Source organism: Enterobacter sp. CPE_E863 (genome assembly GCF_046521465.1).
GTDB lineage: Bacteria > Pseudomonadota > Gammaproteobacteria > Enterobacterales > Enterobacteriaceae > Enterobacter > Enterobacter adelaidei.
In genome coordinates this window covers 4105689-4124661 of record NZ_JBKFZX010000001.1, presented here as the reverse complement: position 1 = coordinate 4124661, position 18973 = coordinate 4105689, and the positions used below count along the sequence as shown (strand labels likewise).

Below are 18973 nucleotides of genomic sequence, written 5' to 3'. Positions count from 1 at the left end.
TGAGGAGCACCTGAATGATTACAGGAAGAATGGACTTGGCTGGAACAGGCGTTCGACATCGGTAATAAATTTTTTATCGGTAAGGAACATAATAACGTGGTCCCCTTGCTCGATACGTAAATTATCATTGGCAATCATGACATCATTCCCCCGTACTACGGCCCCGATAATTGTCCCCGGGGGAAGTTTAATCTCATCAATGGCGCGTCCCACAACGCGTGATGTGGTTTCATCACCATGAGCTACGGCTTCAATGGCTTCTGCCACACCGCGACGCAGAGATGAAACGCCGACAATATCCGCTTTGCGAACATGGCTCAGGAGGGCGGAAATGGTCGCTTGCTGTGGCGAAATGGCGATATCAATGACACTCCCCTGAACAAGGTCAACATAAGCCCGGCGCTGAATAAGCACCATCACCTTTTTTGCCCCCATTCGTTTGGCGAGCATGGCCGACATGATATTTGCTTCATCGTCGTTGGTGACGGCAATAAACAGATCAACCTGATCAATATGTTCTTCAGCCAGTAGTTCCTGATCCGACGCATCGCCATAAAATACGATCGTGTTCTGCAACTTTTCTGCCAGTTCAGAAGCTCGTTGCTGATCGCGTTCGATCAATTTCACGCTGTAATCTTTTTCCAGTCTACGCGCCAGGCCAGCACCGATATTGCCACCACCGACCAACATAATACGTTTATATGGCTTCTCGAGACGCTGAAGCTCACTCATTACTGCGCGAATATGCTGAGAGGCCGCAATAAAGAAGACCTCATCACCGGCTTCGACAATGGTGGAGCCTTGCGGACGAATCGGTCTGTCGTGACGGAAAATGGCTGCGACACGAGTATCAATGTGCGGCATATGCTCACGCATTGTGGAGAGCGCATTGCCGATTAATGGCCCACCGTAATAGGCCTTAACCACTGCAAGACTCACTTTACCTTCGGCAAAATTCACCACCTGCAGTGCGCCAGGATATTCGATCAGGCGATAGATATTGTCGATAACCAGTTGCTCTGGCGCGATGAGATGATCAATCGGGACCGCTTCGGAATTAAACAGTTTCTCTGCATCGCGGACATAGTCAGGAGAACGGATGCGCGCGATTCGGTTTGGTGTGTTGAAAAGTGAGTAAGCCACCTGACAAGCAACCATATTGGTTTCGTCAGAGCTGGTTACAGCAACCAGCATGTCGGCATCATCGGCACCCGCTTCACGAAGGACCCGTGGATGCGAGCCGTGACCCTGCACAACACGAAGGTCAAACTTGTCCTGCAACACGCGCAGCCGATCGCCGTTGGTATCAACAATAGTGATGTCATTGTTTTCACCAACCAGGTTTTCCGCCAGCGTTCCACCAACCTGTCCTGCACCCAGAATGATAATTTTCATATCTCGTGACCTGTTCTCAACATCACTCTTTGATTAGCTTAGCGTAAAAGAAACCATCACCCTCTTCTGCACCTGGCAGGTTCTGCTGACCGGGGCGTTCAGGCGTCCCCGTATCTCTTAATGCAGCCTCCGGAGTTCGTTTAAGGAAGGCCGCGATTTGCTGACTGTTTTCTTCCGGCAGTACGGAACAGGTTGCATAGACCAGCGTTCCGCCTGGTTTAAGATGTGGCCAAATGGCGTCAAGAATGTCGGATTGCAGCTGGGCAAGTTCCTTAATATCACGGTCACGACGCAGCCACTTAATATCCGGATGACGGCGAATAACACCGGTTGCCGAGCAGGGGGCGTCCAGCAAAATACGATCAAATTTCGTCTCGCCACACCATTCTGCGGGTTTGCGTCCATCACCTTGCTTAACCTGCGCCTTCATACCCAGACGTTTCAGGTTGTCGTAGACGCGTGAAAGACGTTGTTCATCAACGTCCACTGCCAATACGCTGGCCTGAGGCGCAACTTCCAGAATATGCGTGGTTTTGCCGCCTGGCGCGGCGCAGAGATCGAGGATCTGCTCTCCATTTTGTGGTTCAAGCCAGGTTATGCAACCCTGGGCAGAGGCATCCTGTACAGTTACCCAGCCTTCGTCAAAACCGGGTAATGCATGTACTGGTGCAGGCGATGCTAAACGTACGGCATCAGGATAGGCGTCATGTGTGAAGCCGTTCATTCCAGCCTCTTCAAGCAAGGCCAGCCAGGCATCGCGAGAATGATGATTACGATTCACGCGCAACCACATTGGTGGGCGCTGGTTATTGGCTTCGGCAATGTCCTGCCACTGCTGCGGATAAGCTTTTTTCAGGCGATTAAGAAGCCATTCCGGGTGCAGGAAACGTGTTTCACTTTGAGCAAACTCAGTAAGAAGCTCTTCCTGCTGTCGCTGGAACTGACGCAGTACTCCGTTGATCAGACCTTTCAGTTGGGGACGTTTGATCGCAACAGCACCTTCCACTGTCTCAGCCAGAGCGGCATGAGGTGGAATACGGGTATGAAGAAGCTGATAGAAACCTACCATAATTAAATAATGTACGGTGCGTTGCTTGCCGGTCATTGGCCGCGACATCAACTTATTGATCAACCACTCAAGCTGAGAGAGTGTGCGCAGGACGCCAAAGCAGAGCTCCTGAAGCAGGGCTTTGTCTTTATCAGAGACTTTTTGTTGCAGCGGAGGCAGGACGTTACTCAAAGACTGGCCCTGCTCGATAACCTGCTCAACGGCCTGGGCCGCCATACTGCGTAGATTTTGTTTTTTCATAGCCGTAAAAATAAAAATGCCCGGAAACACCGGGCCTTAAGGATAAATTTTCTCAGGCAAGACGTTTGCCGGGGATAAACCATTCGCGACGGGAATTTAACAGGTCCTGAGCGCTCATGGCTTTCTTACCGGCCGGTTGCAGTGCTTCAAGATTCAAGATCCCTTGGGCGGTCGCTACCTGGATACCGTTCTTGCTGACATCAATAATCGTACCGGGTTCAGCCGTGGTATTGCCGCAAATGACCGAGGCTTTCCAGACTTTCACTGGCTGCTCATCGATCTCCATCCAGCTCATTGGCCATGGATTAAACGCACGAATGCAGCGTTCGAGTTGAGCAGCTGACAGGGACCAGTCGATCCGCGCTTCTTCTTTGCTTAGCTTTTCGGCATAGGTAACAAGCGTTTCATCCTGAACTTCAGGTTGCGCCGTATTATCCGCAAGCTGTTGCAGCGTCTCGAGGAGACCCTGAGGGCCAAGGTCCGCCAGCTTGTCGTACAGCGTTGCGCTGGTGTCTTCCGCGGTAATCGGGCAGGCGAGTTTATAGAGCATGTCGCCAGTGTCTAAACCTACGTCCATCTTCATGATAGTGACGCCAGTCTCTGCATCACCTGCCCATAAAGAACGCTGGATAGGCGCGGCGCCACGCCAGCGAGGCAGCAGAGAACCGTGCACATTTACACAGCCCAGGCGAGGCATATCAAGCACAGCTTTGGGCAGAATTAAACCGTAAGCCACTACCACCATAACGTCGGCATTCAGGTCAGCAACAAGTTGCTGATTTTCCGGTGAACGCAGGGAGGCTGGCTGGAATACCGGTAATCCATGCTCTTCTGCCAGCATTTTTACCGGGCTTGGCATCAACTTTTTGCCGCGGCCAGCCGGACGATCTGGTTGAGTAAATACACCCACAATCTGGTGATCAGAAGACAACAGCGCGTCAAGATGACGCGCTGCAAAATCAGGCGTTCCTGCAAAGATAATACGTAGCGATTTAGACACGTTATTCCTTGTATCCCGGGGTGTTATGCACGCGAGCGCATACGATCCAGTTTCTCTACTTTCTGGCGAATACGCTGCTGTTTCAGTGGTGAGAGGTAATCGATAAACAGTTTACCGACCAGGTGATCCATCTCATGCTGAATACAAATCGCCAGCAGGTCGTCTGCTTCCAGCTCGAACGGATTACCGTCACGATCCAGAGCGCGAATTTTCACTTTTTCGGCACGTGGCACTAAAGCGCGCTGTTCCGGAATGGAAAGACAGCCTTCCTCAATACCGGTTTCGCCACTTTTCTCAAGCAACTCAGGATTGATCAGCACCAGACGACCATCGCGATTTTCAGAAACGTCGATCACGATAATGCGCTTGTGAATGTCCACCTGAGTCGCCGCGAGGCCAATGCCTTCTTCGGCGTACATGGTATCGAACATATCATCTACGATACGCTGAATTTCTGCATTCACTTCTTTAACCGGTTCAGCGACGATGCGAAGGCGCTCGTCCGGAATATGTAACACTTGCAAAACTGCCATAAATTTCCAGAGTCGTGTTCAGGAGTTGATAACAATAATACCTCTATTCTAGACAAATCCCCCATTGATTGACAGCATCAGTGACCAATCGCAATGATTGCGGAGGCCGCTTATGGCAGGGGAAAGGATGACATCTACCGAGATATGGTTACGGTTAATACATACAGGGTCTCTTTGTGGTGATGCAATGCTGGACGCCGTCGCACGGCTACAGAATCAGAAAAGCATAGATGTTCCTGTTCTCAGAAACGCCGGGCTGACAGCAAAGCAAGCTGAAAGGTTCTTTGCTCCAGATGAAAATGAGCTGGAACGCAGCCTGATGTGGCTTGAGCAGCCGGACAATCAATTATTAACGGCACATGATCCGCTTTATCCTCCCTTGCTTCGAACTATTCCTGATTATCCGGGGGCGTTATTTGTAAAAGGCAACCCAGAGGCGCTTAACACTATCCAGTTGGCTGTTGTAGGTAGCCGTGCGCCGTCATGGTACGGCGAGCGATGGGGGAAAATTCTGTGCGAGCAGCTTTCTCAAAGCGGGTTCACGATCACCAGCGGGCTGGCCTGTGGTATTGATGGCGTTGCCCACAACGCTGCGCTGTCAGTAAAAGGTCGTAGTGTAGCCGTGTTGGGGAACGGTCTTTTTAGCATTTATCCCCGTCGGCATCAGGCTTTGGCTATACGTCTCATCGAATCTGGCGGTGCGATAGTGTCTGAGTTCCCTCTTTCGGCGCAGCCCAGACCAGCAAACTTTCCGCGTCGTAATCGAATTATCAGCGGGCTTAGCAGAGGCGTACTGGTCGTTGAAGCGGCGCGGAGAAGCGGTTCACTGGTCACAGCTCGATGCGCGCTCGAACAGGGGCGAGAAGTCTTCGCCCTGCCTGGTCCGATAGGCAATCCCGGATGCGAGGGGCCCCACTGGCTGATTAAGCAAGGGGCAACACCGGTAACGGAAGTCGGGGACATTCTTGAAAATTTGCAATATGGGTTGCAATGGCTGCAGGAAGATCCCGAAAAGCGACAATATTCATCAGATCAGGGAAAGGTGGCATTGCCATTTCCCAAGCTCCTGGCTAACGTAGGAGATGAGGTAACACCTGTTGACGTTGTCGCTGAACGTGCCGGCCAACCTGTGCCAGTAACGGTAGCACAGCTACTCGAACTGGAGTTAGCAGGGTGGATCGCAGCTGTACCCGGCGGCTATGTCCGATTAAGGAGGGCATGCCATGTTCGACGTACTGATGTATTTGTTTGAGACTTACATCCATAACGAAGCAGAAATGCGAGTGGATCAGGACAAATTGACACAGGATCTTACCGATGCGGGGTTTGAGCGGGAAGATATCTATAATGCGTTGATGTGGCTGGAAAAGTTAGCTGATTATCAGGAAGGCCTTGCCGAACCTATGCAGCTTGCTTCTGACCCATTGTCTGTACGCATCTATACCGCTGAAGAGTGTGAAAGGCTGGACGCCAGCTGCCGGGGATTCATTTTATTCCTTGAGCAGATTCAGGTGCTAAACCTCGAAACGAGAGAAATGGTGATAGAGCGCGTCATGGCGCTGGATACAGCAGAATTTGAACTGGAAGACCTCAAATGGGTGATCCTGATGGTTCTGTTTAATATTCCAGGCTGTGAAAATGCCTATCAGCAGATGGAAGAATTACTCTTTGAAGTGAATGAAGGTATGCTGCATTAATTCAATATGCAGCACCAAGAGTTGTTATGGCCAAATCAGCACTATTCACGGTGCATAAAAATGAGCCCTGTCCGCAGTGCGGGGCTGAACTTGTTATTCGGTCCGGGAAACACGGCCCGTTTCTCGGTTGTTCACAGTATCCGGAATGTGATTATGTCCGTCCCCTGAAAAGCCAGGCGGACGGACATATCGTTAAAATTCTGGAGGGGCAGCTTTGCCCTCTCTGCGGCGGTGAGTTAGCGCTGCGTCAGGGGCGTTTCGGCATGTTCATTGGATGTAGCCGTTACCCTGCATGCGAACATACAGAACAAATTGATAAACCGGATGAAACGGCTATTGCTTGTCCTCAATGCCAGCGTGGGCAACTGGTACAGCGTCGTTCTCGTTTTGGTAAGACCTTCCATTCTTGCGATCGCTATCCTGAATGCCAGTTCGTTATCAATTTCAAACCGGTAGCGGGCGTCTGCACTCATTGCAATTATCCGCTACTTATTGAGAAGAAAACGGCGCAAGGTATGAAACGCTTTTGCGCCAGTAAACAATGTGGAAAGCCGGTTTCGGCGGATCAAAATAGTGAATAATAACCTGCCATCAGGCTCCATTGCGCATGCGGTGGATGTCCTGAAAAATGAAGAAGTCATCGCCTATCCAACTGAAGCTGTCTTTGGGGTCGGTTGCGATCCTGACAGCGAGACGGCCGTTGGCCGATTACTGGCACTCAAACAGAGGCCCGTCGAAAAAGGGCTGATTTTAATCGCTGCCAATTATGAACAACTAAAGCCTTATATTGATGATTCCATGTTAACACCGGCTCAGCGGGAGACTGTCTTCTCCGCGTGGCCAGGGCCTGTGACCTTTGTTTTTCCGGCGCAACCTTCGACACCGCGCTGGTTAACCGGAAAGTTTGATTCCCTCGCCGTCCGCGTCACCGACCATCCGCTGGTGGTGGAACTGTGCCTGGCGTTTGGCAAACCACTGGTCTCAACCAGTGCCAACCTGACCGGGCTGCCTCCGTGCCGAACAACTGAAGAAGTACTGGCGCAGTTCGGGAGCGATTTCCCGGTAGCATTGGGTGAAACGGGTGGTCGACTGAATCCGTCGGAAATCCGCGACGCTTTGACCGGCGAACGTTTTCGCCAGGGGTAATATGATGGAAGCTTATGCTGTTTTTGGTAATCCGATAGCGCACAGTAAGTCACCCTGGATCCATCAGCAGTTTGCTGACCAGCTCCAGATAGTTCATCCCTATGGCCGCGTGCTGGCACCTGTTGACGCATTTGTTCCGACCCTGAATGCTTTTTTCGACGCGGGCGGTAAAGGTGCAAATGTGACGGTACCTTTCAAAGAAGAAGCTTTTGAACGGGCAGATGAACTGACTGAACGTGCTTCTCTTGCCGGTGCCGTGAATACGCTAAAACGGCTTGAGGATGGGCGGTTACTTGGCGATAACACGGATGGTATCGGGTTGCTTAGCGACCTGGAAAGACTGTCATTTATTAAACCGGGTTTTCGAATTCTACTGATAGGTGCGGGCGGGGCTTCTCGTGGCGTACTGCTTCCTCTCTTATCTTTTGATTGTGCTGTGACAATTACCAACCGCACGTTTTCCAGAGCAGAAGCGTTAGCGGGGTTGTTCGCACATACCGGCAGTGTAAGCGCAGTTGCGCTTGATGATCTGGCGGGTCACGAGTTCGATCTGATCATTAATGCTACCTCTAGCGGCATTGGTGGCGAAGTTCCGGCGATCCCTTCTGCACTGGTGAGTCACCACATCTATTTCTACGACATGTTTTATCAGAAAGGGAAGACACCTTTCCTGAACTGGTGTGAGCAACACGGCGCGAAGCATCTGGCGGATGGACTGGGTATGCTGGTGGGGCAGGCGGCACATGCGGTGCTGCTCTGGCACGGAGTGCTACCTGCGGTCGAACCGGTGATTGAAAAGCTGAAGCAGGAATTGACTGAGTGAACCAGGCAATTCATTTTCCTGATAGAGAAGTCTGGGATGAGAGCAAACAGGCTGTCTGCTTTCCGGTGCTGGTGCACGGGATGCAATTGACCTGTGCGATCGGCGGAGAAACGCTGCTGAGTCGCTTTGGCGGTTCTCATCCACTAGACGTCTTTTGTGAGAATCGCTGGGATCTCGAAGAGGAAGCCAGCGATTTGATCCGCGATCAGCAGGAAGACGATCAGGGCTGGGTCTGGTTGTCCTGAGCCAAATACTCATCTTTCCATTTCACATAGTTATTCGCTGAGTATCTCAACCCTTCTATTTCCGCCTCTTTTAAGGGGCGGATCTGTTTCACCGGGCTACCTAAATAGAGATAACCGCTTTCCAGATGTTTGTTTTGCGGGACAAGACTTCCAGCGCCAATCATTACATCATCTTCTACTATCACACCATCCAGCAAAATCGAGCCCATCCCCACAAGCACCCGATTACCGATAGTGCAGCCGTGAAGCATCACTTTATGGCCGATAGTGACATCCTCTCCAATGATGAGCGGATTGCCCTCAGGGTTGTATGAGGATTTGTGCGTGACGTGCAGAACGCTACCATCCTGAATATTGGTACGGGCACCAATCGACACATAGTTGACATCCCCCCTGATGGCGACAAGTGGCCAAATACTGACATCAGCGGCTATTCGCACATCACCAATGACCACGCTGCTGGCATCGATCATCACGCGATCGCCTTTTTTGGGGAACAGATCTTTATAGGGACGTAATACTGAGGGCATATCTACCTCTATGGATGAGCGCTATATAGAAGACTTTGATCATAATATTGGATCGAGGCAAGGTAAAATGCGTCAATATTTAAGCAGATCGGGTGGGTTTTCAGCGAAAAGCGCGGAAAATCGTCAGTCGGAAAAAAAGATCCAAAAAGTACTTGTGCTAAAAAATGGGATCCCTATAATGCGCCTCCATCGACACGGCGGATGTGAATCACTTCACAAACAACCCGGTCGGTTGAAGAGAAAAAATCCTGAAATAACGGGTTGACTCTGAAAGAGGAAAGCGTAATATACGCCACCTCGCAACGATGAGCTGAAAGCCGCGTTGCAACTGCTCTTTAACAATTTATCAGACAATCTGTGTGGGCACTCAAAGTGACATGGATTCTTAATGTCTTCGGACACTAAATGAATACCAAGTCTCAACGAGTGAACACGTAATTCATTACGAAGTTTAATTCATTGAGCATCAAACTTTTAAATTGAAGAGTTTGATCATGGCTCAGATTGAACGCTGGCGGCAGGCCTAACACATGCAAGTCGAGCGGTAGCACAGAGGGCTTGCTCTCGGGTGACGAGCGGCGGACGGGTGAGTAATGTCTGGGAAACTGCCTGATGGAGGGGGATAACTACTGGAAACGGTAGCTAATACCGCATAACGTCGCAAGACCAAAGAGGGGGACCTTCGGGCCTCTTGCCATCAGATGTGCCCAGATGGGATTAGCTAGTAGGTGGGGTAACGGCTCACCTAGGCGACGATCCCTAGCTGGTCTGAGAGGATGACCAGCCACACTGGAACTGAGACACGGTCCAGACTCCTACGGGAGGCAGCAGTGGGGAATATTGCACAATGGGCGCAAGCCTGATGCAGCCATGCCGCGTGTATGAAGAAGGCCTTCGGGTTGTAAAGTACTTTCAGCGGGGAGGAAGGTGCTGAGGTTAATAACCTCAGCAATTGACGTTACCCGCAGAAGAAGCACCGGCTAACTCCGTGCCAGCAGCCGCGGTAATACGGAGGGTGCAAGCGTTAATCGGAATTACTGGGCGTAAAGCGCACGCAGGCGGTCTGTCAAGTCGGATGTGAAATCCCCGGGCTCAACCTGGGAACTGCATTCGAAACTGGCAGGCTAGAGTCTTGTAGAGGGGGGTAGAATTCCAGGTGTAGCGGTGAAATGCGTAGAGATCTGGAGGAATACCGGTGGCGAAGGCGGCCCCCTGGACAAAGACTGACGCTCAGGTGCGAAAGCGTGGGGAGCAAACAGGATTAGATACCCTGGTAGTCCACGCCGTAAACGATGTCGACTTGGAGGTTGTGCCCTTGAGGCGTGGCTTCCGGAGCTAACGCGTTAAGTCGACCGCCTGGGGAGTACGGCCGCAAGGTTAAAACTCAAATGAATTGACGGGGGCCCGCACAAGCGGTGGAGCATGTGGTTTAATTCGATGCAACGCGAAGAACCTTACCTACTCTTGACATCCAGAGAACTTTCCAGAGATGGATTGGTGCCTTCGGGAACTCTGAGACAGGTGCTGCATGGCTGTCGTCAGCTCGTGTTGTGAAATGTTGGGTTAAGTCCCGCAACGAGCGCAACCCTTATCCTTTGTTGCCAGCGGTCCGGCCGGGAACTCAAAGGAGACTGCCAGTGATAAACTGGAGGAAGGTGGGGATGACGTCAAGTCATCATGGCCCTTACGAGTAGGGCTACACACGTGCTACAATGGCGCATACAAAGAGAAGCGACCTCGCGAGAGCAAGCGGACCTCATAAAGTGCGTCGTAGTCCGGATTGGAGTCTGCAACTCGACTCCATGAAGTCGGAATCGCTAGTAATCGTAGATCAGAATGCTACGGTGAATACGTTCCCGGGCCTTGTACACACCGCCCGTCACACCATGGGAGTGGGTTGCAAAAGAAGTAGGTAGCTTAACCTTCGGGAGGGCGCTTACCACTTTGTGATTCATGACTGGGGTGAAGTCGTAACAAGGTAACCGTAGGGGAACCTGCGGTTGGATCACCTCCTTACCTTAAAGAACCTGCCTTTGCAGTGCTCACACAGATTGTCTGATGAAAAGTAAATAGCAAGGCGTCTTGCGATTGAGACTTATACGTCCCCTTCGTCTAGAGGCCCAGGACACCGCCCTTTCACGGCGGTAACAGGGGTTCGAATCCCCTAGGGGACGCCACTTGCTGGTTCGTGAGTGAAAGTCACCTGCCGTCATATCTCAAAACTGACTTGCGAGTCATGTTTGAGATATTTGCTCTTTAAAAATCTGGATCAAGCTGAAAATTGAAACGACACACATGTTATGTGTGTTCGAGTCTCTCAAATTTTCGCAAGTCGATGATGAATCGAAAGAAACATCTTCGGGTTGTGAGGTTAAGCGACTAAGCGTACACGGTGGATGCCCTGGCAGTCAGAGGCGATGAAGGACGTGCTAATCTGCGAAAAGCGCCGGCGAGGTGATATGAACCTTTGACCCGGCGATGTCCGAATGGGGAAACCCAGTGTGATTCGTCACACTATCGTTAACTGAATACATAGGTTAACGAGGCGAACCGGGGGAACTGAAACATCTAAGTACCCCGAGGAAAAGAAATCAACCGAGATTCCCCCAGTAGCGGCGAGCGAACGGGGAGCAGCCCAGAGTCTGAATCAGCTTGTGTGTTAGTGGAACGGTCTGGAAAGTCCGGCGATACAGGGTGACAGCCCCGTACACGAAAATGCACAGGTTGTGAACTCGAAGAGTAGGGCGGGACACGTGGTATCCTGTCTGAATATGGGGGGACCATCCTCCAAGGCTAAATACTCCTGACTGACCGATAGTGAACCAGTACCGTGAGGGAAAGGCGAAAAGAACCCCGGCGAGGGGAGTGAAAAAGAACCTGAAACCGTGTACGTACAAGCAGTGGGAGCACCTTCGTGGTGTGACTGCGTACCTTTTGTATAATGGGTCAGCGACTTATATTCTGTAGCAAGGTTAACCGTATAGGGGAGCCGAAGGGAAACCGAGTCTTAACTGGGCGTTAAGTTGCAGGGTATAGACCCGAAACCCGGTGATCTAGCCATGGGCAGGTTGAAGGTTGGGTAACACTAACTGGAGGACCGAACCGACTAATGTTGAAAAATTAGCGGATGACTTGTGGCTGGGGGTGAAAGGCCAATCAAACCGGGAGATAGCTGGTTCTCCCCGAAAGCTATTTAGGTAGCGCCTCGTGAACTCATCTTCGGGGTAGAGCACTGTTTCGGCTAGGGGGCCATCCCGGCTTACCAACCCGATGCAAACTACGAATACCGAAGAATGTTATCACGGGAGACACACGGCGGGTGCTAACGTCCGTCGTGAAGAGGGAAACAACCCAGACCGCCAGCTAAGGTCCCAAAGTCATGGTTAAGTGGGAAACGATGTGGGAAGGCACAGACAGCCAGGATGTTGGCTTAGAAGCAGCCATCATTTAAAAAAGCGTAATAGCTCACTGGTCGAGTCGGCCTGCGCGGAAGATGTAACGGGGCTAAACCATGCACCGAAGCTGCGGCAGCGACGCTTATGCGTTGTTGGGTAGGGGAGCGTTCTGTAAGCCGTTGAAGGTGTCCTGTGAGGGATGCTGGAGGTATCAGAAGTGCGAATGCTGACATAAGTAACGATAATGCGGGTGAAAAGCCCGCACGCCGGAAGACCAAGGGTTCCTGTCCAACGTTAATCGGGGCAGGGTGAGTCGACCCTAAGGCGAGGCCGAAAGGCGTAGTCGATGGGAAACAGGTTAATATTCCTGTACTTGGTGTTACTGCGAAGGGGGACGGAGAAGGCTATGTTAGCCGGGCGACGGTTGTCCCGGTTTAAGCATGTAGGCGGAGGTTCCAGGTAAATCCGGTACCTTATTAACGCTGAGGTGTGATGACGAGGCACTACGGTGCTGAAGTAACAAATGCCCTGCTTCCAGGAAAAGCCTCTAAGCATCAGGTAACATCAAATCGTACCCCAAACCGACACAGGTGGTCAGGTAGAGAATACCAAGGCGCTTGAGAGAACTCGGGTGAAGGAACTAGGCAAAATGGTGCCGTAACTTCGGGAGAAGGCACGCTGATATGTAGGTGAAGCCCCTGCGGGTGGAGAGCTGAAATCAGTCGAAGATACCAGCTGGCTGCAACTGTTTATTAAAAACACAGCACTGTGCAAACACGAAAGTGGACGTATACGGTGTGACGCCTGCCCGGTGCCGGAAGGTTAATTGATGGGGTTAGCGGCAACGCGAAGCTCTTGATCGAAGCCCCGGTAAACGGCGGCCGTAACTATAACGGTCCTAAGGTAGCGAAATTCCTTGTCGGGTAAGTTCCGACCTGCACGAATGGCGTAATGATGGCCAGGCTGTCTCCACCCGAGACTCAGTGAAATTGAACTCGCTGTGAAGATGCAGTGTACCCGCGGCAAGACGGAAAGACCCCGTGAACCTTTACTATAGCTTGACACTGAACACTGGTCCTTGATGTGTAGGATAGGTGGGAGGCTTTGAAGCGTGGACGCCAGTCTGCGTGGAGCCGCCCTTGAAATACCACCCTTTAATGGCTGGTGTTCTAACGTAGACCCGTAATCCGGGTTGCGGACAGTGTCTGGTGGGTAGTTTGACTGGGGCGGTCTCCTCCCAAAGAGTAACGGAGGAGCACGAAGGTTAGCTAATCCTGGTCGGACATCAGGAGGTTAGTGCAATGGCATAAGCTAGCTTGACTGCGAGAGTGACGGCTCGAGCAGGTGCGAAAGCAGGTCATAGTGATCCGGTGGTTCTGAATGGAAGGGCCATCGCTCAACGGATAAAAGGTACTCCGGGGATAACAGGCTGATACCGCCCAAGAGTTCATATCGACGGCGGTGTTTGGCACCTCGATGTCGGCTCATCACATCCTGGGGCTGAAGTAGGTCCCAAGGGTATGGCTGTTCGCCATTTAAAGTGGTACGCGAGCTGGGTTTAGAACGTCGTGAACAGTTCGGTCCCTATCTGCCGTGGGCGCTGGAGAATTGAGGGGGGCTGCTCCTAGTACGAGAGGACCGGAGTGGACGCATCACTGGTGTTCGGGTTGTCATGCCAATGGCACTGCCCGGTAGCTAAATGCGGAAGAGATAAGTGCTGAAAGCATCTAAGCACGAAACTTGCCCCGAGATGAGTTCTCCCTGACTCCTTGAGAGTCCTGAAGGAACGTTGAAGACTACGACGTTGATAGGTCGGGTGTGTAAGCGCAGCGATGCGTTGAGCTAACCGATACTAATGAACCGTGAGGCTTAACCTTACAACGCCGAAGCTGTTTCGGCGAACGAGAGACAGAAGATTTTCAGCCTTGATACAGATTTAACAGAATTTGCCTGGCGGCTTTAGCGCGGTGGTCCCACCTGACCCCATGCCGAACTCAGAAGTGAAACGCCGTAGCGCCGATGGTAGTGTGGGGTCTCCCCATGTGAGAGTAGGGAACTGCCAGGCATCAAATTTAGCGTGCTGATATGGCTCAGTTGGTAGAGCGCACCCTTGGTAAGGGTGAGGTCCCCAGTTCGACTCTGGGTATCAGCACCACTTTATACTTAGGTTAAAGTTCGGCAAGAAGTAAAAGAATTTGTCTGGCGGCTTTAGCGCGGTGGTCCCACCTGACCCCATGCCGAACTCAGAAGTGAAACGCCGTAGCGCCGATGGTAGTGTGGGGTCTCCCCATGTGAGAGTAGGGAACTGCCAGACATCAAATAAGTGAAAAGGCCATCCGAAAGGATGGCCTTTTTGCGTTTATGTGCAGAAAAAACGGTAGGCCGGGCAAGGCGCAACCCCCACCCGGCAGAGAAAACGACTAATGAATCACCTGCGACAAGAAGGTCCGTGTGCGTTCTGACTTCGGATGAGCAAAGAATTCATCTGGTGGTGCCTGCTCGACAATCTCGCCACGATCCATGAAGATCACCCGATCTGCTACGGTTCTGGCAAATCCCATTTCATGTGTCACGCACAACATGGTCATCCCGGATTGTGCCAGCCCAATCATAGTATCCAGGACTTCCTTCACCATTTCAGGATCCAGTGCTGAGGTAGGTTCATCAAACAGCATGATTTTAGGCTTCATACAAAGCGAGCGGGCGATAGCCACACGCTGCTGTTGACCACCCGATATCTGGCCTGGAAATTTATTGGCATGCTCTGCAATGCGGACGCGTTCCAGATAGTGCATCGCCAGTGCTTCGGCCTCCTTTTTGGGCAACTTTTGAACCCAGATTGGTGCCAGCGTGCAGTTCTGCAGGACGGTCAGATGTGGGAACAAATTAAAGTGTTGAAACACCATTCCTACTTCCTGACGAACACGTTCGATATTGCGGATATCTTCATTCAGCTCAATACCATCAACCACAATGCGTCCCTGTTGATGTTCTTCCAGATGGTTAATACAGCGAATTGTCGTGGATTTACCTGAACCTGAAGGTCCACAAAGTACGATGCGTTCGCCCTGTTTAACCTTCAGGTTGATGTCTTTCAGGACATGAAACTGTCCGTACCATTTATTTACGTCTTCCAGCGTAATCATCGCGTCGGCGGGTGTCATAGTAATTTGGCTCATAATTTCCTCAGTGCGGTGTACGCCCGGTGTTAAAGCGCTTTTCCAGATGCTGGCTATAGCGCGACATGCTAAAACAAAAGATCCAGTAGATTAGGGCAGCAAAGACATATCCTTCGGTGGACATTCCCAACCAGACGGGGTCCACGGTGGCCTGCTGCACGCTGCTAAAGAGATCGAACAATCCGATAATGATTACCAGACTGGTATCTTTGAAGAGGGCAATGATCGTGTTAACCAGACCCGGGATAACCAGCTTGAGTGCCTGGGGAAGAATGACCAGCCCCTGCGTTTTCCAGTAACCGAGCGCCAGTGATTCCGCTGCTTCGTACTGGCCTTTAGGCAACGCCTGCAGACCACCGCGCACAACTTCAGTGACATAGGCGGACTGGAAGAGAATCACACCGACCAGGGCGCGGATCAGTTTGTCGATCGTTGTACCTTCTGCCATAAACAGCGGTAGCATGACCGACGACATAAACAGAACGGTAATGAGCGGTACACCGCGCCAGAACTCAATGAAGATAACGGAAAGGACACGCACGACAGGCATTTTTGAACGCCGTCCCAGGGCAAGTAAAATCCCCCACGGCAGAGCACCGGCTATTCCCACTGAAGCGATAATTAGCGTTAACGTTAGACCGCCCCACTGGCGGGTTTCAACGCGTTCCAGCCCCAGGAAACCGCCATACAACAGCACCCAGACAATAATCGGATAGACCACGGCCCAGACGGCAATATAGCGTCCACGATGAGGCAGCTTTTTCCAGAACATGATAGCGATTGATAGCAGGCCAATAACCAGCGCCAGATTAATCCGCCAGCGCTGTTCGTGCGGATACAATCCATACATGAATTGCCCGAAACGCTCATGAATAAACACCCAGCAGGCACCGGATTTTGTGCAGTCTGCACGGGTTGAACCGACCCAATTGGCCTGTAAAAACGCCCAGTTCAGCAGTGGAGGAATCAATTCCCACATGAGCCACAGGCAGACAATCGTCAACAGGCTGTTACTCCAGCTGGAGAACAGATTCTTACGCGCCCAGAGAATGAAACGTCCACCTGTCGAGTGGGCAGGGCGCGAGGAGTGCGACAGTATCGCTTTTGTCATCATAGTTCCTTAGCGCTCGACCAGTGCTATACGACGGTTATAGAGGTTCATCAGCAATGAAATCACCAGGCTGATGATCAGATAGACAGACATGGTGATGGCGATGGTTTCAATGGCTTGCCCTGTCTGGTTAAGCACGGTTCCAGCGAACAGTGACACCATATCGGGGTAACCAATGGCAGCGGCCAGCGATGAGTTTTTGACAATGTTGAGGTACTGGCTGGTCAGGGGTGGAATGATGACCCTTAATGCCTGAGGTATGATGACCTGGCGAAGCGTCACGGTATGGGGCAACCCCAGAGAGCGTGCTGCCTCGTGTTGTCCATGCGGTACGGCCTGGATCCCTGAACGGATAATCTCAGCGATAAATGCGGACGTATAAATCGAAAGTGCCAGCGTCAGGGATGCCAGTTCAGGGATCAATACCATCCCGCCCTGAAAGTTAAAACCACGCAGATGTGGAACATCCCAGTGTAGTGCGGCACCAAAGAGCCAGTGTGTCAAAAGCGGCAGGCCGATAACCAAGGCAGCAGCCGTTGGCCAGGTTTTACGAAGCTGGCCGGTTTTGATCTGATGCTTGCGGTTAAAGCGGAATACTGCAACAGAAAGGGCAAGCGCTATCACTATCGCGCCAATGAAAGCGTAAAGTCCTTCGCCTGGCAGAGGTGAAGGAATAGACAACCCTCGGTTACTCAGGAAAAACAGATCAAACGCGTCAACGGCCTGGCGGGGACCGGGAAGGTTACGCAGTACGGCGAAATACCAGAAGAAAATCTGCAGCAACGGGGGGATATTGCGGAACGTCTCGATGTAGACAGTTGAAAGCTTCCGCAGTAGCCAGTTTTCAGAAAGACGCGCCAGACCAATAAAGAAGCCCAGTATCGACGCGAAGACGATACAAAGCGCCGATACCAACAGCGTATTCAGTAAACCGACCACGAACACGCGTCCGTACGTGTCACCTTCCTGGTAATCAATAAGGTGCTGAACAATGCCAAACCCCGCGCTGCGATCTAAAAACGCAAAACCGGAGGTAATACCGCGGTTATTCAGGTTGGTGATGGTGTTATGGATGAGATACACGGCGATGAGAACAACCGCAACAATAGCAATAATCTGGAATAGCCAGGCGCGGACCGCGGGATGAGAAAAGGATAGCGATCCTTTTACGGCTGAGCGGCGATGGGACATAAAGAAACCTCAGTAACCATGACTCTGGAGTGGGCACTGCCGAAACAGTGCCCGTTACAGCTATGACTTAACGTACAGGTGGCGCGTACTGAATACCGCCGTTGTTCCAGAGATTGTTCTGGCCGCGTTTGATCTTCAGCGGGCTTTCCGATCCCACGTTGCGTTCAAAGATCTCAGAGTAGTTGCCCACCTGTTTGATGATGTTGTAGGCCCACTTGTTATCCAGCTTCAGATCCTTGCCGAAATCACCTTCTGTACCAAGCAGGTGTGCCATATCCGGGTTGGATGGTTTAGCCGCTTTCTCATCGACGTTTTTCGAGTTGATGCCCATTTCTTCCGCATTCAGCATGGCAAACAGCGTCCAGCGAACGATGGAGAACCAGTCTTCATCGCCACGGCGGACAACCGGTCCAAGAGGTTCTTTCGAGATCACTTCCGGCAGGACAATCCACTCCGCTGGATTGCTCAGCTTAATACGTAACGCATACAGCTGTGACTGGTCAGAGGCCAGTGTGTCACAACGACCAGATTCCAGCGCTTTAGCTGATTCATCGGAGCGGTCAAATGTGACAGGGGTGTATTTCATGTTATTGGCTTTGAAATAATCCGCGACGTTCAGCTCGGTATCGGTGCCCGCCTGAATACAAACCGTGGCACCATCCAGTTCCTTCGCGCTTTTCAGGCCAGCTTTATTGTGGGTAAGGAAGCCGATGCCGTCATAATAGGTTACACCGGTAAATGACATGCCCATACCTGCATCACGGGAAGAGGTCCAGGTCGTATTGCGGGAGAGCATGTCGACCTCGCCGGACTGCAGCGCCGTAAAGCGTTCTTTCGCCGTCAGCGGGGTATATTTTACTTTGCTGTCATCGCCAAAAACGGCGGCGGCGACGCCACGGCAGACATCCACATCAATCCCGGTAAATTTGCCATTAGCATCGGCATAAGAGAAGCCAGGCAAACCGTCACTGATACCACATTGAACAAAACCTTTCTTTTTAACGGCATCCAGTGTCGTTCCCGCATGGGCTTGACCGGCTACGGCAAACATCATGCCTGCAGCGGCCATGCTGGCTATCATCGTCTTTTTCATAATGCATCCTGTGTGGCGAAATTTATCGTTATAGAGGCGTTTTTAAACGCTTTACCTGTCTGTGGCTTTGGCCAACGTTTATAAAGCAAACGTAATGCCAGTTTTGCGTTCGACAAAATAAGAGACGAGTGAACGCTTAATGCTGAGTGTAGACAGGCTTAAATAAAACGAGCGCCCCGAAACGGTGCAAAATTACAACCTGTGCCACAAATCGGAGCAAAAGTTTCAATGCTATTTGGATTGGAAGAGTAGATAGTTTCATGGGTGAATATTGGCAGGGTATTAAATGCTATTAATATGTGAAAATCATCACGATAGGGTGTGCA

At 51.5% G+C, this 18973-nt stretch carries 15 protein-coding genes, 2 tRNA genes and 4 rRNA genes; 12 read left to right on the top strand and 9 right to left on the bottom strand.

The window, feature by feature from the left end; translation table 11 throughout:
- Positions 1 to 18: 18 nt before the first annotated feature.
- The 4 genes from trkA to def are packed head-to-tail and all read right to left on the bottom strand — an operon-like array spanning position 19 to position 4237.
- Positions 19 to 1395: a Trk system potassium transporter TrkA gene (trkA, locus tag ACLHV8_RS20265; RefSeq protein WP_013099016.1), complete on the bottom strand. Its 1377-nt coding sequence runs from the start codon at positions 1393 to 1395 to the stop codon at positions 19 to 21.
- A gap of 22 nt (positions 1396 to 1417) precedes the next feature.
- On the bottom strand, positions 1418 to 2704 hold the full coding sequence (gene rsmB / locus ACLHV8_RS20260) for a 16S rRNA (cytosine(967)-C(5))-methyltransferase RsmB (protein WP_410377019.1): 1287 nt from the start codon (positions 2702 to 2704) through the stop codon (positions 1418 to 1420).
- A 52-nt stretch (positions 2705 to 2756) separates the two neighbouring features.
- Positions 2757 to 3704 (bottom strand): methionyl-tRNA formyltransferase, encoded by a 948-nt coding sequence (gene fmt / locus ACLHV8_RS20255; protein WP_208595248.1) that lies wholly within the window; start codon positions 3702 to 3704, stop codon positions 2757 to 2759.
- Between the two features lie 23 nt (positions 3705 to 3727).
- Complete coding sequence (gene def, locus ACLHV8_RS20250) at positions 3728 to 4237, bottom strand: peptide deformylase (protein WP_028018484.1); 510 nt, start codon at positions 4235 to 4237, stop codon at positions 3728 to 3730.
- Between the two features lie 127 nt (positions 4238 to 4364).
- On the opposite strand from def, the gene dprA reads away from it, so the two are divergent.
- The 6 genes from dprA to ACLHV8_RS20220 are packed head-to-tail and all read left to right on the top strand — an operon-like array spanning position 4365 to position 8148.
- Positions 4365 to 5489: a DNA-protecting protein DprA gene (gene dprA / locus ACLHV8_RS20245; RefSeq protein ID WP_134708765.1), complete on the top strand. Its 1125-nt coding sequence runs from the start codon at positions 4365 to 4367 to the stop codon at positions 5487 to 5489.
- Positions 5461 to 5934, top strand: a complete 474-nt coding sequence (smg, locus tag ACLHV8_RS20240) for a DUF494 family protein Smg (protein ID WP_008503477.1) — start codon at positions 5461 to 5463, stop codon at positions 5932 to 5934. Before dprA ends, smg begins: the two co-directional genes overlap by 29 nt.
- Before the next feature lie 26 nt (positions 5935 to 5960).
- Positions 5961 to 6515, top strand: coding sequence for a type I DNA topoisomerase (locus tag ACLHV8_RS20235; protein ID WP_108091105.1), 555 nt, complete (start codon positions 5961 to 5963; stop codon positions 6513 to 6515).
- On the top strand, positions 6508 to 7080 hold the full coding sequence (gene tsaC, locus ACLHV8_RS20230) for an L-threonylcarbamoyladenylate synthase type 1 TsaC (RefSeq protein ID WP_028018481.1): 573 nt from the start codon (positions 6508 to 6510) through the stop codon (positions 7078 to 7080). The genes ACLHV8_RS20235 and tsaC overlap by 8 nt, the downstream gene beginning before the upstream one ends.
- A gap of 4 nt (positions 7081 to 7084) precedes the next feature.
- Positions 7085 to 7903: a shikimate dehydrogenase gene (gene aroE, locus ACLHV8_RS20225; RefSeq protein WP_028018480.1), complete on the top strand. Its 819-nt coding sequence runs from the start codon at positions 7085 to 7087 to the stop codon at positions 7901 to 7903.
- A complete protein-coding gene (locus tag ACLHV8_RS20220) occupies positions 7900 to 8148 on the top strand; it encodes a DUF1488 domain-containing protein (protein WP_028018479.1) in 249 nt (82 codons plus the stop codon). The genes aroE and ACLHV8_RS20220 overlap by 4 nt, the downstream gene beginning before the upstream one ends.
- Here the strand turns inward: ACLHV8_RS20220 and ACLHV8_RS20215 are convergent.
- Entirely contained in the window at positions 8124 to 8678 is a 555-nt protein-coding gene (locus ACLHV8_RS20215; RefSeq protein ID WP_028018478.1) for a gamma carbonic anhydrase family protein, read from the bottom strand. The two genes, ACLHV8_RS20220 and ACLHV8_RS20215, sit on opposite strands and share 25 nt — an antisense overlap.
- A 476-nt stretch (positions 8679 to 9154) precedes the next feature.
- Here ACLHV8_RS20215 and ACLHV8_RS20210 point away from each other — a divergent pair.
- From ACLHV8_RS20210 to rrf (ACLHV8_RS20185), 6 genes are all read left to right on the top strand, one after another.
- A 16S ribosomal RNA gene (locus ACLHV8_RS20210) occupies positions 9155 to 10694 on the top strand.
- Positions 10695 to 10779: 85 nt separating this feature from the next.
- Positions 10780 to 10855 (top strand) — tRNA-Glu (locus tag ACLHV8_RS20205).
- Between the two features lie 192 nt (positions 10856 to 11047).
- A 23S ribosomal RNA gene (locus tag ACLHV8_RS20200) occupies positions 11048 to 13950 on the top strand.
- Between the two features lie 72 nt (positions 13951 to 14022).
- A 5S ribosomal RNA gene (gene rrf / locus ACLHV8_RS20195) occupies positions 14023 to 14138 on the top strand.
- Between the two features lie 14 nt (positions 14139 to 14152).
- Positions 14153 to 14228: transfer RNA gene (locus ACLHV8_RS20190), tRNA-Thr, on the top strand.
- A 43-nt stretch (positions 14229 to 14271) separates the two neighbouring features.
- Positions 14272 to 14387: ribosomal RNA gene (rrf, locus tag ACLHV8_RS20185) — 5S ribosomal RNA — on the top strand.
- The 16S, 23S and 5S rRNA genes sit together here with 2 tRNA genes alongside, the layout of an rRNA operon.
- Before the next feature lie 106 nt (positions 14388 to 14493).
- Here the strand turns inward: rrf (ACLHV8_RS20185) and ACLHV8_RS20180 are convergent.
- From ACLHV8_RS20180 to ACLHV8_RS20165, 4 genes are all read right to left on the bottom strand, one after another.
- Complete coding sequence (locus ACLHV8_RS20180; RefSeq protein ID WP_028018574.1) at positions 14494 to 15252, bottom strand: amino acid ABC transporter ATP-binding protein; 759 nt, start codon at positions 15250 to 15252, stop codon at positions 14494 to 14496.
- 7 nt (positions 15253 to 15259) lie between these two features.
- Entirely contained in the window at positions 15260 to 16363 is a 1104-nt protein-coding gene (locus ACLHV8_RS20175; RefSeq protein WP_410377018.1) for an amino acid ABC transporter permease, read from the bottom strand.
- Positions 16364 to 16372: 9 nt separating this feature from the next.
- Positions 16373 to 17554, bottom strand: a complete 1182-nt coding sequence (locus ACLHV8_RS20170) for an amino acid ABC transporter permease (protein WP_028018576.1) — start codon at positions 17552 to 17554, stop codon at positions 16373 to 16375.
- Between the two features lie 67 nt (positions 17555 to 17621).
- On the bottom strand, positions 17622 to 18647 hold the full coding sequence (locus ACLHV8_RS20165; protein ID WP_049007526.1) for an amino acid ABC transporter substrate-binding protein: 1026 nt from the start codon (positions 18645 to 18647) through the stop codon (positions 17622 to 17624).
- Between the last annotated feature and the right edge of the window lie 326 nt (positions 18648 to 18973).